This window comes from Ralstonia condita, from assembly GCF_958405655.1.
In the GTDB taxonomy this organism is placed as follows: Bacteria; Pseudomonadota; Gammaproteobacteria; order Burkholderiales; family Burkholderiaceae; genus Ralstonia; species Ralstonia condita.
Genome location: NZ_CATYWO010000002.1, coordinates 870,180 through 883,956 on the forward strand (window position 1 = coordinate 870,180; position 13,777 = coordinate 883,956).

Genomic DNA, 13,777 nt, shown 5'->3' on the forward strand with positions numbered 1-13,777 from the left:
AGCCGCGCCGCTAACGAAGCAGCACGAACCGACGGGAACGGACCATGAGCAAGTCCAGTACGCCGACCTTCATTGTCATCCGGCGCAACAAGAAGAACGCACACAGCCACCACGGTGGCGCGTGGAAGATCGCCTACGCCGATTTCGTCACCGCCATGATGGCGTTCTTCCTCCTGATGTGGCTGCTGAGCTCGGTGACGAAAGCCGAGCTGTCCTCCGTTGAAACGTATTTCCGCACGCCGCTGAAGGTGGCGCTGTTCGGCGGCGCCGGCTCTGGCGACCAGTCAAGCATCCTGAATGGCAGCCCGGCCATCAAGCAGAACGTGCCCCAGCCGAACCCGAGCCCGAGCCCGACGGTGCAGCGCCAGCGCAATATCCGCGACGATTCCGACGACGCGGCGCTGAACAGGCTCAAGCAGAAGATTGCCGAGATGGTCGAGACCAATCCGGTGATGAGCCAGTTCAAGCACCAGTTGCTGATCGACATGACCACCGAGGGCCTGCGCATCCAGATCGTGGATCAGCAGAACCGCCCGATGTTCGCCAATGCCAGCGCCGAGGTGCAGCCCTACATGCGCACCATCCTGCGCGAACTGGGAGCGGCCCTGAACGACGTGCCCAATCCGATCAGCCTGTCGGGCCACACCGATGCAACGCAGTACGCCACGCAGCATGGCTACAGCAACTGGGAGCTGTCTGCCGATCGCGCCAACGCCTCGCGCCGCGAGCTGGTTGCCGGCGGCATGAAGCCCGAGAAGGTCAGCCGCGTGGTGGGCCTGGAGGCATCGGTGCCGTTGGACAAGACGAATCCGTACAACCCGATCAACCGGCGCATCAGCATTGTCGTGCTCAACGCCCGGGCCGCCGAGGCTGTGCGCTCGGGCGGGGTCGAGCCGGTCGCCGACCTGCGCAACGACGGCAAGGACACGCTGACCGATGCCGCCGCGCGTGCCGGCACGCCGGCAGCAGTGCCGGACGGTGCTGCCGGCCAGGTCAAGCCATAAGAGCCGAGGGGAGAAACAGCCAATGAGCGAGAAACATATCCTGGTGGTGGACGATTCCACTTCGATCCGCCGGATGATCGCCGCATGCCTGCGCGAGTGCGGATTTGCGGTCACGGAAGCGGTGGATGGCTCCGCCGCGCTTGATGCCGTGCGCAACCATATCGGCGACAGCCACCACCTCGTGATCACCGACCAGGTGATGCCTTCGATGGACGGCCTCACGCTCATCCGCGCGCTCCGTTCACTGCCGGCCTATGCCGACACGCCGATCCTGATGCTCACCACCGAGGCCGACGGCACCATCCGCGAACAGGCGCGTGCCGCGGGCGCCACAGGGTTCCTGCCCAAGCCGTTCGATCCGGAGGGCCTGACCGATTCGGTGATGCAGCTGTTCGAATGGCACGCGCAGACCCACGGGTCTGCATCGACGCATTAAACGACAGAGACCACGACATGAATCTCGATCTCAGCCAGTTTTTCGGCGCCTTCTTCGAAGAGGCGGAAGAGCTGCTTGTCGACATGGAGCGGCTGCTGCTCGATCTCGACCTCGCCAACCCGACCTCCGACGAACTGAACGCCATCTTCCGCTGCGCCCACTCCATCAAGGGCGGTGCCGCAACCTTCGGTTTCACGCACATGACCGAGCTCACGCATGTGCTGGAGTCGATTCTGGACCGCGCCCGCACCGGTACCCTGCAGCTGCGCGAGAACATGGTGGATGCCTTCCTGGAAACGAAAGACGTGTTGAAAAGCCAACTTGACGCCTACCGGCAAGAGCACCCAATCGATACGGCCACGCTCGAATACATGGTGGCCAAGCTCAACAGCCTGACCGCCGAGGAAGGCGCACCGGCCGCCGCCGTCGCGCCACAGCCTGCTGCGGCAGCGCCGGCCCTCGCGCCGGCGGCTGTTGCCGAGACCGAGGTGGCTGTCGAGGCCCCCGTAGCCGAGCCGGTCGGCGCAATCGATGGCGGTCTCGATATCAAGCTCATCAATGTGTCGGACGAGGACTGCGAGCTGATCGTGTCCGAGCTCAAGCATCTGGGCACCGTGCTGCGCCACGCGCGCAGCGGCCGCAACAGCGACATCGTGCTGCAGAGCACCTGCACCGCCGACGATATCGTTGCGGTGAGCTGCTTCATCATCGATGCCGACCAGATCGTCATCACGCCGCACGTGGCTGATGCCGCGCCTGCCGCTGCCGTGGCCGAGGCTGCCGTGGCCGCGCCAACGCCGGCTGCCGCGCAAACCGAAGCGCATGCGCCTGCCGCCAACGAAGCTCCGCAGGCACCGGCGGCAGCAGCGGGTGCCACCCCGATGCCTTCGCGCCCCGCTGCCGCGGAAAAGCCGACGGTCGCGGCGGAAACGTCGATTCGCGTGGGCGTGGAGAAGGTCGACCAGCTCATCAACCTGGTCGGCGAACTCGTCATCACGCAGGCCATGCTGGCCCAGACGGCGCAGGCGTTCGATCCGGTCCTCAACGAACGCCTGTTCGCGGGCCTCTCGCAGCTCACGCGCAATGCACGCGACCTGCAGGAAGCCGCCATGTCCATCCGCATGATGCCGATGGACTATGTGTTCAACCGCTTCCCGCGCCTGGTGCGCGACCTGGCGCACAAGCTGGGCAAGCAGGTCGAACTGTCGACGTTCGGCAAATCCACCGAACTGGACAAGGGCCTGATTGAACGGATCATCGACCCGCTCACGCACCTGGTGCGCAACAGCCTGGACCACGGTATCGAGTCACCGGAAGCCCGCGTGGCGGCCGGCAAGGACGCGACCGGCCAGCTGCTGCTCTCCGCTGCCCACCAGGGCGGCAACATCGTGATCGAGGTGAGCGACGACGGCCAGGGCCTGAACCGCGACAAGATCCTCAAGAAGGCGCGCGAGCGCGGCCTGGCGGTGTCGGACAACATGACCGACGACGAGATCAACCAGCTCATCTTCGCGCCGGGTTTTTCCACCGCCGACCAGGTGACGGACGTGTCGGGCCGCGGCGTGGGCATGGACGTGGTCAAGCAGAACATCCAGTCGATGGGCGGCTACGTCGAGATCCAGTCGCAGAAGGGCAAGGGCACGACGATCCGCATCGTGCTGCCGCTCACGCTGGCAATCCTGGACGGCATGTCGGTCAAGACCGGCGAAGAAGTGTTCATCCTCCCGCTGTCGTGCGTGGCCGAATCGCTGCAGCCGCGTCCGGAAGACATCAAGGCCGTGCCGGGCGGTGGTCGCCTGCTCAAGGTGCGCAACGAATACCTGACGCTGGTGCCGATGTACGAACGCTTCCGCATCACGCCGTCGCTGCCCGATCCGTCGGAAGGCATCGTCGTGATCCTGGATTCGGAGGGCAAGAAGATCGCGCTGCAGGTCGACGAGCTGGTCGGTCAGCAACAGGTGGTCGTCAAGAACCTCGAGACCAACTACCGCCGCGTGCCGGGCATCTCCGGCGCGACCATCCTCGGCGATGGCAGCGTGGCCCTGATCGTGGATGTGTCGGCGCTGATGCGCGAGACGCGCGCGGGCCATTCAGAAAACGCGATGCGTGCCGTTAGTGCCGAAAAGCCGGAGGTGGGCGAAGCTCAGGCAGGTCGATTCTCGACCGTGGCGATGGCCGCAGCGTAATCGGCGTCCGCGGCGTAAGCGGTATAGGCGGCATAAGCGGCATAAGCGGCATAAGGGTCGGGGCCCGTCTGGACCGGGCAGCCAGCCAACGGAAAACGAATTCAATTGAATGGCCCCAAGGGGCCGAGGGGAGCCGCAATGGAAGTCAAGGAACATGCGATCGGTGAGGACACCGGCGGAGAGGAGTACCTGGCCTTCACGCTGGGCCGTGAGGAATACGGCATCGATATCCTGAAGGTGCAGGAAATCCGTGGCTACGAGACGGTCACGCGCATCGCCAACGCGCCCGATTTCATCAAGGGGGTGATCAACCTGCGCGGCATCATCGTGCCGATCGTCGACCTGCGCATCAAGTTCCAGCTCGAGCGCGTCGAGTACAACCAGTACACCGTCGTGATCATTCTGAACCTGAAGGATCGCGTGGTCGGCATCGTGGTGGACGGCGTGTCGGATGTGTTGACGCTGCAAAGCCAGCAGATCAAGCCGGCGCCGGAGTTCTCGGGCGCGCTCGACACGGAGTACATCCGTGGCCTGGGCTCGATCGACGAGCGCATGCTGATCCTGGTGGACATCGAGCGCCTGCTGCTGTCTGCAGACATGGCGCTGTGCGACGAGGCCGAGGCGGCCTGACGGCGGCATGAAACGCGGACGCGGCACTTCGCACGTGCCAGCGTCCAATGTGTCCGGGCGGCAGGCGTCCGGGGGCGACAAGACACCGTGTCAACAGGTGCGGCGCCGCAAGGGGAGGAAAGCATGTTCAGCAGAATGACCATCCGGCTCCGGTTGGGGCTGATGATGGCAGGCGTCGGTGTACTCGCCGTCATCGTGGGTGTCACCGGCCTGATCGGTATGCGGCATGCCAATAGCCGGGTGCAGGACACGTATGCCGTGCAGATGGCGGGGACGGTGGCGTTGGCTGAGTCCGATTCCAACCTGTTGAGCTTCCGCATCGTGCTGGACCGTGCGGCGATGGCGCCGAACGCGCCGGGCATGGAAAAAACGGTCGAGCGTGCGCAAATGTTCCTCGATAAGTCCGATGCCGCCTGGAAGCGCTATCGCGCGCTACCCGTCACGGCAGAGGAGCGCAGGATGGCCGATGAGGCCGAGACGCTGCGCAGCGCATTCGTGCGCGATGGCGCCCATGTGCTGATGCAGGCGGTGCAAGCCCATGACGAGGCGCGCATCAACAAGACGGTCATGGACGTCATGCCCGCGCTGTACCGCCCCCTGGGCGACAAGGTGGCGGCGCTCAACCGCCTGCAGTTGGACGTGGCCAGGGGCAGCTACGAAGCCAGCCAGCACGAGCACAACACGCTGACCGCACTCACGACGGGTTTGCTGCTCGCTGGCATCGTGGCGGGTGGGCTGCTGACCTGGGCGCTGCGCCGTTCCATCACGCTGCCGCTGACGCGCGCGATTGAACAGGCAGAGCACATCACGCAAGGCGACCTCACGCACACCATCCGTGTGGAACGGGTGGATGAAACCGGCCGACTGCTGCAGGCCTTGCAGCGCATGCAGGAGAGCCTGCAAAAGATGGTGGGGCAGGTGCGTGCCGGGTCTGACTCGATTGCCGCTGCCACCAAGCAGATTGCGGCCGGCAACGCGGACTTGTCGCAGCGCACGGAAGAACAGGCCTCGTCGCTGGAAGAAACTGCCTCGAGCATGGAAGAGCTCACGAGCATCGTGAAGCAGAACGCGGACAACGCCCGCCAGGCGAGCCAGTTGGCGGGCAATGCGTCGGACATCGCCGTCAAAGGCGGCGAGGTGGTCGGCCGCGTGGTGGAAACCATGGCCGGCATCAACGCCAGCAGCAAGAAGATCGCGGACATCATCGGCGTGATCGAGGGCATTGCGTTCCAGACCAACATCCTGGCGCTGAATGCGGCGGTGGAAGCCGCGCGCGCGGGCGAGCAGGGGCGGGGCTTTGCGGTGGTGGCGGGTGAAGTGCGCAGCCTGGCGCAGCGCAGTGCCACGGCAGCCAAGGAAATCAAGGAACTCATCAGCGATTCAGTCGGCCGCGTTGAGAACGGTTCGACCTTGGTGGCGGAAGCCGGCAGCGTGATCGACGAGGTGGTCGTCGCCGTCAAGCGCGTGACGGACATCATGGGGGAGATCAGCTCGGCGTCCGACGAGCAGAGCGCAGGGATCGAGCAGGTCAACGTGGCCGTCACGAGAATGGACGAGGGCACGCAGCAGAACGCGGCACTCGTCGAGCAGGCCGCTGCCGCCGCCATGTCGCTGCAGGAGCAGACGAACGGGTTGCGTGAGGCGGTAGCGCTGTTCCGTACACAGGACGCTGCGCCTCAGGCGGCAATGCCGGCCCTTCGGGCAGGCACGCCCGAGGCGGTCAGGCCGGTGGTGTCGAAGGCCAGCGCAATCGCCCATCGCGATGCCAGGCCGCGCACCAGAACAGTCACGGCGCAGGCCGCTGCAGCGCCTGCCGCTGCGAAGGCACCGCAACGTGAGCGCCCTGCGGCCGCCCGACCGGCGCCGCCGGTGCGCAACGTGCAACACCCCACGCTCGTGGCCGCAGGCGGCAACGATAGCGATTGGGAAACCTTTTAACCATGTATGCACGAGATCTTCGCTGCTCGCGAAAGCTCTCTCGTGCGTGTTTGTGGTGTGCAGCCTGCCCCTTGGGGCAGGTTTTTTTTTGCCTGGGCAAGTCGTGCAAGCTGATGAAGGGGCGACCCCCCTCCGAAGTGGCATGACCCCACGGCGGTTCTAAAGAGCCGTCCCCAATGGACCGATAGCGGTTACAGGGGCATATAAAAGAGAGAGAGGTAGACAGATGGGTTGGATCAAGCGTTTGCCGGTGTCCACGGTGCTGATGGGTGGATTCCTGGTCGTGGCCGCCATGGGCGCGGCCATCGGCGGGTTGGGCGTGTACACGATCACGCAGCTAACCAAGGCCAGCGAAGAACTGGCACAGAAGCAGATGCGCGCCATCACGCAGATGGGCAGTGCCGCCAACAGCCTGGCGCATGCCAGCCGCGCGCAGACCGCGTTGCTGATTGCCACCACGCTGAACGAGCGCAAGGCGCTCAGCGGGCAGATCAACGACAGCATGCAGCACCTGAAGGACGGCGTGGATAACGTCCGTCCGCTCTTCACGTCCGACGAGGGCAAGAAGATGATCCGCGAGGTGGATGCGATCTACCCGGTCTGGAGCAAGCGCATGACGGATTTCGTCGCGCTGATGGACAAGCAGGGGCTGGACCCGACCCAGTTCGACAGTCGCGTGACGGCGGAAAACGTCGGCTTGCTGGATGACACGGCTGCTTTCGAAAAGACGCTCGACAAGATGGTCAAGCGGGTGGAAGAGGTGTCCTCCGCGTCGACCATCAAGGCCCGCGACGAGGCCCACCGTTCCCGCCTGGTGATGATCGTCATGGCGTTTGCAGGGGCGCTGCTGGGCATCGTGCTGGGCATCGTGATCGCCCGGCGCCTGTCGCGCCAATTGGGCGGCGAGCCGGCTTATGCCGCCGACATCGCCCGCCGCATTGCCGCCGGAGACCTCGCCGTGCACGTGCAGACGCGCCCCGGTGACCGCAGCAGCATGCTGTTTGCCATGGCGCAGATGCAGCAGCATCTGACCGGCACCATCACCAACATCAAGAGCTCGGCAGATTCGATCGCCAGTGCGACCAAGCAGATTGCGGCCGGCAACGCGGACCTGTCGCAGCGCACGGAAGAACAGGCCTCGTCGCTGGAAGAAACTGCCTCGAGCATGGAAGAGCTCACGAGCATCGTGAAGCAGAACGCGGACAACGCCCGCCAGGCGAGCCAGTTGGCGGGCAATGCGTCGGACATCGCCGTCAAAGGCGGCGAGGTGGTCGGCCGCGTGGTGGAAACCATGGCCGGCATCAACGCCAGCAGCAAGAAGATCGCGGACATCATCGGCGTGATCGAGGGCATTGCGTTCCAGACCAACATCCTGGCGCTGAATGCGGCGGTGGAAGCCGCGCGCGCGGGCGAGCAGGGGCGGGGCTTTGCGGTGGTGGCGGGTGAAGTGCGCAGCCTGGCGCAGCGCAGTGCCACGGCAGCCAAGGAGATCAAGGAACTGATCGGCGATTCGGTCGGCCGCGTGCGTAACGGCTCGGCGCTCGTGGCCGAGGCCGGTACCGTGATCGACGAAGTGGTGGTGGCCGTCAAGCGTGTGACCGACATCATGGGCGAGATATCCGCCGCCTCGGACGAGCAAAGTTCGGGTATCGAGCAGGTGAACCAGGCGGTGAACCAGATGGATGAGGTCACGCAGCAGAATGCCGCGCTGGTAGAGGAGGCCGCCGCCGCCGCGCTGTCGCTGGAGGAGCAGGCGCAGCTGCTGCGTGATGCGGTGGCGGCGTTCCGTACCGACGGGCGGGCCGCGCACTCCGAGCGGGCGGCCGTCCAGACGGCTGCGGCGCCGCTTGCCACGCCCGCGCGCAGCGAGGCGCGGCCGGACAGGAAGAACGCGGTGGTGAACGAGGTGGTGCCTTCCGTCGCACGGGCGATTGCCGCGCGCAAATCGCCCCAGGCCGCGCCGGTGACGGGCAGCCTCGCGGGCGCCGACCGCGCAGGCGACCCGGCTGCCGTTGCGGCGGATCAAGGCGAGAAAGCGCATCTTGAGGCACATTCTTCGGTCGCGCACGCGGCGACGGCTGCGGTTTCAGTCGCCGCAGCGGCGCCAGCCCTCAAGCTGGCAGCGGCTTCTGCCGATGATGAGGATTGGAGCACGTTCTGACGCCAGCCTCGCCCGTCACAAATCGGGCGCGGCACGCGGTACGGTGCCCGCCACTGACGGAAAGCGGGCGCCAGACCCGCGACATTTCGGGGTAGTTACCTATGGCTATGGCACAAACCTTGGCGCCAGTCTCGCCGACGCTTGCGTCGCGTGAGTTTTCCTTTACGGCGGAAGATTTCACCCGCATCCGCAACCTGATCTATCGCCGCGTGGGCATTTCGTTGTCCGACCGCAAGAGCGAGATGGTCTACAGCCGCCTGGCGCGCCGCCTGCGCGTGGTCAACCTCGGTTCGTTCCGCGACTATCTTGATGCGCTGGAAAACGGCCATCTGCCCGACGAGTGGGAAGCGTTCACCAATGCGCTCACCACCAACCTGACGGCGTTCTTTCGCGAGCAGCATCACTTTCCGATCCTGGCCGAGCATGCCAAGGCCAAGCGCACGCCGTTTTCGGTGTGGTGCTCGGCATCGTCCACCGGAGAAGAACCGTATTCGATCGCCATCACCCTGGCCGAGACCTTCGGCTCGATGAACCCGGGGCAGGTGAGCGTGGTGGCCTCCGACGTCGATACCAACGCGCTGGCCCGTGCGCGCGCCGGCATCTACCCGATGGAGCGCGTGGCTGCGCTGTCCACCGAGCGCCTGAAGAAGTATTTCCTGCGGGGCACCGGTAAGCATGAGGGGTATGCGAGGGTGCGTCCTGAATTGCAGGCGATGATCGACTTCCGCCAGATCAACCTGCTCGACCGCGATTGGCCGCTGACGCAGAAGTTTGACGTGATCTTCTGCCGCAACGTCATGATCTACTTCGACAAGCCGACGCAGGCCAAGATCCTGGAGCACTTCATCGACGTGATGAAGCCCGACGGACTGCTGTTTGCCGGCCATTCGGAGAGCTTCCTGCAGGTGACCAAGGCGTGGTCATTGCGGGGCAAGACCGTGTATGAAATCGCGCCTGAATTGCGGGCCAGAGTGGCGGGGGCGCGATGATCGAATTCAGCAAGAAGGCCGTGCCGCGCGCCGCCATGGCCGACGCCGTGCGCAACGACAGCGGAATGAGCGCCGGGGCCATGGCCACGCTCGCGCAGTCGGCCGCCAGCACGCACGCCTACTACGACACCACCTTCAGCCGCCGCGCCATGAAGGTGCTCCCGGGCGAGTATTTCGTCACGACCGAAGACCTGATGCTGGTGACGGTGCTGGGCTCCTGCGTCTCGGCCTGCGTGCGCGACAAGACCCTCGGCATTGGCGGCATGAACCATTTCATGCTGCCCTCGCGCAACGAGGGGGAATCGATCCTGTCGCCATCCATGCGCTATGGCACGCACGCCATGGAAGTGCTGCTCAACCAGCTCTACAAGGCCGGCGCCCGACGTGAGCACCTTGAGATCAAGGTGTTTGGCGGCGCCGCCGTGCTGGCCGGCATGAGCACGCTCGACGTGGGCGAGCGCAACGGCAAGTTCGTGCTCGAGTTCCTGCGCAGCGAGGGGTTGCCCGTGGCCGCCAAGGACCTCTTCGACGTGTATCCGCGCAAGGTCTACTTCGTGCCATCCACGGGTCAGATCATGGTGCGCAAGCTGCGCTCGCAAAGCTCCACCGCCGATCTCGACAGCGAAGCGCAGTACGCGAGCAAGCTGTCGAAGTCCATTGCCGCCAAATCGGCCTCGCGCCTGCAATTGTTTACGTAATTCCTGGACTTGCCCCACAACAACATGAACGACAAACGCAAGATTCAGGTGCTGTGCATCGACGATTCCGCACTGATCCGCAGCATCCTGAAGGAAATCATCAACAGCCAGCCCGATATGGAAGTGGTGGGTGTGGCGCCGGACCCGATCATCGCGCGCGACCTCATCAAGCAGACCAACCCGGATGTGCTCACGCTGGACGTCGAAATGCCGAAGATGGATGGCCTCGACTTCCTCGAAAAGCTCATGCGCCTGCGGCCGATGCCAGTGGTGATGATCTCGTCGCTGACCGAGCGCGGCTCCGAGGCCACGCTGCGCGCGCTGGAACTGGGCGCGGTGGATTTCGTCGCCAAGCCCAAGCTGGGCATGCGTGACGGTATGAACGAGTACGCCGACCAGATTGCCGACAAGATCCGCGTGGCCGCCCGCGCAAGGCTGCGCCCGCGCACGGCAGCCCCTGCCGCGCCGGTGGTGGGCCATGCAGCCGCGGCCGTTGGTCCAGCCGTCGGCGCACACGTTCGCGCAGACCACGCGGCGGCGGCGCCGGTGGCGGCTGCCCCGGCGCGTACCCATTTCTCGTCGACGGAAAAGCTCATCATCGTGGGTGCCTCCACCGGCGGCACTGAAGCCATCAAGGAGTTCCTCGTGGAGATGCCGCCCGATTGTCCGGGCATCCTGATCGTGCAGCACATGCCGGCGGGCTTCACCACGTCATTCGCCAAGCGGCTGGATGGCCTGTGCCGCATCCGCGTGAAGGAAGCCGTGCATGGCGAACGCGTCCTGCCCGGTCACGCCTACATTGCCCCTGGCGACATGCACCTGTCGCTCGGCCGCAGCGGCGCCAACTACATCACGGAGCTGGACCAGGGCCCGCCCGTCAATCGCCACCGTCCCGCGGTGGATGTGCTGTTCCGCTCGGCGGCGCGCAACGCCGGGGCCAACGCCCTGGGGGTGATCCTGACTGGCATGGGCAAGGACGGCGCCGCCGGCATGCTGGAAATGCGCAATGCCGGCGCCTACAACGTCGCCCAGGACGAGGCGTCGTGCGTGGTCTACGGCATGCCCAAGGAGGCGGTCGCCCACGGCGGCGTGCACGAAGTTCTGCCGCTGTCGCAGATCGGTCCGCACGTGCTGGCCAGGCTGTCCGCCCATGGTCGTGTGACGCGTGTTTAACGCGTAACGCGCAGGTACGGCGATTGCGGGACGCAGCAGTGGCGCGCCCCGACGCGTGCCGGCGCTCAAGAAATGGCTCCAGGCGCCGATAACACTGCCAAGGTAGTCCCGAAACCCCCCAATTCAGTCAGTTTGCGGAGATTGTGTCCATGGACAAGAGCCAGTTCCGATTCCTCGTCGTCGACGATTTCCCGACGATGCGCCGAATCGTGCGTAACCTGCTCAAGGAACTCGGTTTTTCCAACGTCGACGAGGCCGAAGACGGCGCCGCCGGCCTGGCCAAGGTCAAGGAAGGCCGGTTCGATTTTGTGATTTCGGACTGGAACATGCCCAACATGGATGGCCTGCAGATGCTGCAGAGCATCCGTGCGGATGCCAACCCCGTCATCAGCAAGCTGCCCGTGCTGATGGTGACGGCCGAAGCCAAGAAGGAAAACATCATTGCCGCGGCCCAGGCTGGCGCCAGCGGTTACGTGGTCAAGCCGTTCACTGCGGCCACGCTGGATGAGAAGCTGGGCAAGATTTTCGAGAAGCTCGAAAAAGCGGGGGCGTAATGAGCGAGATGCTTGACGGGGCGCAGGCGCCGGCCGCAGACGGAGTGGATCACGGCGACATGCCGGAAATGCTCCAGCGCATCGGCCACCTCACGCGCATGCTGCGCGAGAGCATGCGGGAGCTGGGCCTGGACAAGGGCGTGGAGAAAGCCGCATCCGCCATTCCCGATGCGCGTGATCGCCTGAACTACATCGCCAACATGACCGAGCAGGCAGCCACCCGCGTGCTCAATGCCATCGACGCAGCGCGCCCTGTGCAGGACGCGCTGGAAACCGACGCCGAGGCGCTGGTCAACCGCTGGCAGTCGTGGATGGACCGCCAACTGGGCGACGACGACATCCGCGAGCTGGTCGGGCAGACCAACGGTTTCCTGCGCAGCGTCCCGCAAAAGACGCGCGACACCAACCAGCAGCTGATGGAAATCCTGATGGCGCAGGACTTTCAGGACCTGACCGGCCAGGTCATCAAGAAGGTGCTGGACGTGGTCCAGCTCATCGAGAGCCAGCTTGTCGGCATCCTGCTCGACAACGCGCCGGAACATCTGCGCACGGAAGCGAACTCCTCGCTGCTCAACGGTCCTCAAATCAATCCGAACCACCCCGACGTGGTGGCCAACCAGGAACAGGTCGACGACCTGCTGGAAAGCCTCGGCTTCTGAGCCTGCATGGCCGGCCCCTCGCGGGATGCGGGGGGCGGCGTCTCTCCGCTTGGCCTTCCACGCGCCCGCGGCTGCAGCGCAGCGATGCCCTTTATTGGTTCGGTAGCGTCGCGCGCGCCAGCATGGCGTCGATCTGCGCGTCCTTCTCCTCCCACAGCTGTGCCAGCCAGCGATGAAATTCGCCGCGGAATGCCGCATCGGCGGCGTAGTCGCCCGCGCACAGCCCCGCCGGAATCGGCAGTTCGCGTACGTGCACCATCGCCCGGCCAGCACGGCCACTGGCAAGCGCCCAGAAGCTGGGCGTGCCGTCCGGGTAGGCAATGCTGACATCCAGCAGCGCCTGGAATTGCTCGCCCATGGCGTTGAGCGCAAGTGCCATGGCGCCTGCCTTGGGCTTGAGCAGATGACGGTACGGCGATGACTGCGCGCGATGCTTTGCGGGGGTGTAACGCGTACCCTCTGCAAAGTTCATGACGCTGGTCGGCACCTTGGCGAACTTCGCGCATGCGCGCCGTGTCGTTTCCCGATCCTGATTGCGCAGCTCGGGATGCCGGCGCAATGCCGTCTTGGAGTGCCGGCGCATGAAGGGGAAGTCCAGCGCCCACCACGCCAGTCCGATCACCGGCACGTAGATCAACTGTTGCTTGAGGAAGAACTTCAACAGCGGGATGCGCCCGTTCAGGGTCCACTGCAACACGAAGATGTCGACCCACGAGCGGTGATTGCAGTTGACGAGGTACCAGCCCGCATAGCGCAGATCATTGACGCCCTCCACGCTCCAGGGCTCGCGTTGCAGCAGGCCGATCCACACGCTGTTGCAACTGATCCAGCTTGTGGCGATGCGATTGAGCAGCGGGTCGATCCGCCGCCGTACCGCGGCTGCGGGCACCAGCAGCTTGAACAAGGCGAGCAGGAACAGCGGCACGCTCCAGAACACGGTGTTGAGTGCCAGCAAGAGCAGGCTGAGCAGCCCCAGGCCGGCATGTAGCGTGCGGGTCAGCGGTGTGTCTGGCGTAGGCGGCGGCGATGAGGGCCGCGTGGGTTCGGATATCGAGGGCACGATGGCGCGTCTGGACCGGGATGGATTGATATTAGGCATGGCCAACAGTGTCGTGCAGAGCTTGTCGCGATACCTTGGCCTGCATCAGAAAACATGTTGCATCGAGGCATCGGCGTTGAACATCTGGCGTGGCTCGATGGCTCGCGACGCTGATGGTCACCGCATGCGCGGCGGCGTGGCAGCGTACGGCGATGACACGGCCTGAGTGGATCTTGCAGGCGATCAGAAAGGTGACAAGAGCCGTGCTATCCGAACGGTATTTCCCTGCCCGCCGTAGGGATGTTGGCAC

13 protein-coding genes are annotated in these 13,777 nt (G+C 65.0%); 12 read left to right on the forward strand and 1 reads right to left on the reverse strand.

The genetic code is table 11. The annotated features are described in order from the left end of the window. Positions 1–44 precede the first annotated feature (44 nt). The 11 genes from motB to cheZ all read left to right on the forward strand — a co-directional run bounded on the left by motB (position 45) and on the right by cheZ (position 12,428). The gene (motB, locus tag R2N03_RS10480; RefSeq protein WP_316657508.1) at positions 45–1,004 is read left to right on the forward strand and encodes a flagellar motor protein MotB; all 960 of its coding nucleotides are present in this window, start codon (positions 45–47) and stop codon (positions 1,002–1,004) included. A gap of 22 nt (positions 1,005–1,026) precedes the next feature. After that, entirely contained in the window at positions 1,027–1,440 is a 414-nt protein-coding gene (locus R2N03_RS10485) for a response regulator (protein ID WP_316657510.1), read from the forward strand. Between the two features lie 17 nt (positions 1,441–1,457). Next, positions 1,458–3,626, forward strand: coding sequence for a chemotaxis protein CheA (cheA, locus tag R2N03_RS10490; RefSeq protein WP_316657511.1), 2,169 nt, complete (start codon positions 1,458–1,460; stop codon positions 3,624–3,626). 138 nt (positions 3,627–3,764) lie between these two features. Next, positions 3,765–4,256, forward strand: coding sequence for a chemotaxis protein CheW (locus tag R2N03_RS10495; RefSeq protein ID WP_316657512.1), 492 nt, complete (start codon positions 3,765–3,767; stop codon positions 4,254–4,256). 123 nt (positions 4,257–4,379) lie between these two features. Further along, entirely contained in the window at positions 4,380–6,194 is a 1,815-nt protein-coding gene (locus R2N03_RS10500) for a methyl-accepting chemotaxis protein (protein ID WP_316657513.1), read from the forward strand. A gap of 226 nt (positions 6,195–6,420) precedes the next feature. Next, a complete protein-coding gene (locus R2N03_RS10505) occupies positions 6,421–8,355 on the forward strand; it encodes a methyl-accepting chemotaxis protein (protein ID WP_316657514.1) in 1,935 nt (644 codons plus the stop codon). A 107-nt stretch (positions 8,356–8,462) separates the two neighbouring features. Beyond that, entirely contained in the window at positions 8,463–9,344 is an 882-nt protein-coding gene (locus R2N03_RS10510) for a CheR family methyltransferase (RefSeq protein WP_316657783.1), read from the forward strand. Continuing rightward, on the forward strand, positions 9,341–10,042 hold the full coding sequence (gene cheD, locus R2N03_RS10515; RefSeq protein ID WP_316657515.1) for a chemoreceptor glutamine deamidase CheD: 702 nt from the start codon (positions 9,341–9,343) through the stop codon (positions 10,040–10,042). Before R2N03_RS10510 ends, cheD begins: the two co-directional genes overlap by 4 nt. 24 nt (positions 10,043–10,066) lie before the next feature. Beyond that, positions 10,067–11,215, forward strand: coding sequence for a protein-glutamate methylesterase/protein-glutamine glutaminase (locus R2N03_RS10520; RefSeq protein ID WP_316657516.1), 1,149 nt, complete (start codon positions 10,067–10,069; stop codon positions 11,213–11,215). Between the two features lie 149 nt (positions 11,216–11,364). Then, the gene (gene cheY / locus R2N03_RS10525; RefSeq protein ID WP_316657517.1) at positions 11,365–11,769 is read left to right on the forward strand and encodes a chemotaxis response regulator CheY; all 405 of its coding nucleotides are present in this window, start codon (positions 11,365–11,367) and stop codon (positions 11,767–11,769) included. Next, positions 11,769–12,428 carry a protein phosphatase CheZ gene (gene cheZ / locus R2N03_RS10530; protein WP_316657518.1) on the forward strand — a complete coding sequence of 220 codons (660 nt, stop codon included), beginning with the start codon at positions 11,769–11,771 and terminating at the stop codon, positions 12,426–12,428. Before cheY ends, cheZ begins: the two co-directional genes overlap by 1 nt. Before the next feature lie 91 nt (positions 12,429–12,519). Here cheZ and yihG read toward each other — a convergent pair whose 3' ends face one another. Beyond that, the gene (yihG, locus tag R2N03_RS10535; RefSeq protein ID WP_428984393.1) at positions 12,520–13,428 is read right to left on the reverse strand and encodes a 1-acylglycerol-3-phosphate O-acyltransferase, YihG family; all 909 of its coding nucleotides are present in this window, start codon (positions 13,426–13,428) and stop codon (positions 12,520–12,522) included. A 37-nt stretch (positions 13,429–13,465) separates the two neighbouring features. Here yihG and R2N03_RS10540 point away from each other — a divergent pair, with 37 nt between their 5' ends. Next, positions 13,466–13,693: a hypothetical protein gene (locus R2N03_RS10540; RefSeq protein WP_316657798.1), complete on the forward strand. Its 228-nt coding sequence runs from the start codon at positions 13,466–13,468 to the stop codon at positions 13,691–13,693. Positions 13,694–13,777: the final 84 nt, after the last annotated feature.

Excerpts from the sequence above, each read along its gene's own strand:
- R2N03_RS10505 (WP_316657514.1), top strand. The coding sequence starts at position 6,421 with ATGGGTTGGATCAAGCGTTTGCCGGTGTCCACGGTGCTGATGGGTGGA.
- R2N03_RS10520 (WP_316657516.1), top strand. The coding sequence starts at position 10,067 with ATGAACGACAAACGCAAGATTCAGGTGCTGTGCATCGACGATTCCGCA.
- R2N03_RS10510 (WP_316657783.1), top strand. The coding sequence starts at position 8,463 with ATGGCACAAACCTTGGCGCCAGTCTCGCCGACGCTTGCGTCGCGTGAG.
- cheY (WP_316657517.1), top strand. The coding sequence starts at position 11,365 with ATGGACAAGAGCCAGTTCCGATTCCTCGTCGTCGACGATTTCCCGACG.
- R2N03_RS10485 (WP_316657510.1), top strand. The coding sequence starts at position 1,027 with ATGAGCGAGAAACATATCCTGGTGGTGGACGATTCCACTTCGATCCGC.
- R2N03_RS10495 (WP_316657512.1), top strand. The coding sequence starts at position 3,765 with ATGGAAGTCAAGGAACATGCGATCGGTGAGGACACCGGCGGAGAGGAG.
- cheD (WP_316657515.1), top strand. The coding sequence starts at position 9,341 with ATGATCGAATTCAGCAAGAAGGCCGTGCCGCGCGCCGCCATGGCCGAC.
- cheZ (WP_316657518.1), top strand. The coding sequence starts at position 11,769 with ATGAGCGAGATGCTTGACGGGGCGCAGGCGCCGGCCGCAGACGGAGTG.
- R2N03_RS10500 (WP_316657513.1), top strand. The coding sequence starts at position 4,380 with ATGTTCAGCAGAATGACCATCCGGCTCCGGTTGGGGCTGATGATGGCA.
- cheA (WP_316657511.1), top strand. The coding sequence starts at position 1,458 with ATGAATCTCGATCTCAGCCAGTTTTTCGGCGCCTTCTTCGAAGAGGCG.
- motB (WP_316657508.1), top strand. The coding sequence starts at position 45 with ATGAGCAAGTCCAGTACGCCGACCTTCATTGTCATCCGGCGCAACAAG.